Raw genomic sequence first — 1,831 nt, 5'->3', positions numbered from 1 at the left:
TGTGTCTGTTGTTTGAGAACTCAATAGTGTGCCAAGTTTGTTGATACCAATTTATTGTATTGGATTGGTTGTTTTGCCGGGCCCGCCACCCCGTGGTGTGGTCTGGTTTTTACAGCTGGTTTCAAATTTTGTGCAGCCTGCGCGTCCCGTTTTCCCGGGGGTGTGGGTTGTGTTCGTTTTTGTTTTACACCAACGGAGAGTTTGATCCTGGCTCAGGATGAACGCTGGCGGCGTGCTTAACACATGCAAGTCGAACGATGATGCCAGCTTGCTGGCGGATTAGTGGCGAACGGGTGAGTAACACGTGAGTAACCTGCCCTTAACTCTGGGATAAGCCTGGGAAACTGGGTCTAATACCGGATATGACTCCTCATCGCATGGTGGGGGGTGGAAAGCTTTATTGTGGTTTTGGATGGACTCGCGGCCTATCAGCTTGTTGGTGAGGTAATGGCTCACCAAGGCGACGACGGGTAGCCGGCCTGAGAGGGTGACCGGCCACACTGGGACTGAGACACGGCCCAGACTCCTACGGGAGGCAGCAGTGGGGAATATTGCACAATGGGCGAAAGCCTGATGCAGCGACGCCGCGTGAGGGATGACGGCCTTCGGGTTGTAAACCTCTTTCAGTAGGGAAGAAGCGAAAGTGACGGTACCTGCAGAAGAAGCGCCGGCTAACTACGTGCCAGCAGCCGCGGTAATACGTAGGGCGCAAGCGTTATCCGGAATTATTGGGCGTAAAGAGCTCGTAGGCGGTTTGTCGCGTCTGCCGTGAAAGTCCGGGGCTCAACTCCGGATCTGCGGTGGGTACGGGCAGACTAGAGTGATGTAGGGGAGACTGGAATTCCTGGTGTAGCGGTGAAATGCGCAGATATCAGGAGGAACACCGATGGCGAAGGCAGGTCTCTGGGCATTAACTGACGCTGAGGAGCGAAAGCATGGGGAGCGAACAGGATTAGATACCCTGGTAGTCCATGCCGTAAACGTTGGGCACTAGGTGTGGGGGACATTCCACGTTTTCCGTACCGTAGCTAACGCATTAAGTGCCCCGCCTGGGGAGTACGGCCGCAAGGCTAAAACTCAAAGGAATTGACGGGGGCCCGCACAAGCGGCGGAGCATGCGGATTAATTCGATGCAACGCGAAGAACCTTACCAAGGCTTGACATGAACCGGAAACACCTGGAAACAGGTGCCCCGCTTGCGGTCGGTTTACAGGTGGTGCATGGTTGTCGTCAGCTCGTGTCGTGAGATGTTGGGTTAAGTCCCGCAACGAGCGCAACCCTCGTTCTATGTTGCCAGCGCGTGATGGCGGGGACTCATAGGAGACTGCCGGGGTCAACTCGGAGGAAGGTGGGGACGACGTCAAATCATCATGCCCCTTATGTCTTGGGCTTCACGCATGCTACAATGGCCGGTACAAAGGGTTGCGATACTGTGAGGTGGAGCTAATCCCAAAAAGCCGGTCTCAGTTCGGATTGGGGTCTGCAACTCGACCCCATGAAGTCGGAGTCGCTAGTAATCGCAGATCAGCAACGCTGCGGTGAATACGTTCCCGGGCCTTGTACACACCGCCCGTCAAGTCACGAAAGTTGGTAACACCCGAAGCCGGTGGCCTAACCCCTTGTGGGAGGGAGCTGTCGAAGGTGGGACTGGCGATTGGGACTAAGTCGTAACAAGGTAGCCGTACCGGAAGGTGCGGCTGGATCACCTCCTTTCTAAGGAGCACCTACAACAACCTCACCAGGCGTTATGTCTGTGTGGTGGTGTTGTCAGGAGTACGCCCGTTGCGCAGACGCTAGTTCTGCGGCGGGTGCTCACGGGTGGAATATCAAC

The 1,831-nt window shown here is 55.7% G+C and carries 1 rRNA gene; it reads left to right on the top strand.

Features of this window, described 5'->3' with window-relative positions:
* Positions 1-189 precede the first annotated feature (189 nt).
* Positions 190-1,713, top strand: a 16S ribosomal RNA gene (locus tag BJG92_RS05750).
* Positions 1,714-1,831 lie beyond the last annotated feature (118 nt).

This window comes from Arthrobacter sp. SO5, from assembly GCF_020532805.1.
Lineage (GTDB): Bacteria > Actinomycetota > Actinomycetes > Actinomycetales > Micrococcaceae > Arthrobacter.
Note: the sequence above shows the minus strand (reverse complement) of the source record. Positions and strands in the feature narration are given on the sequence as shown.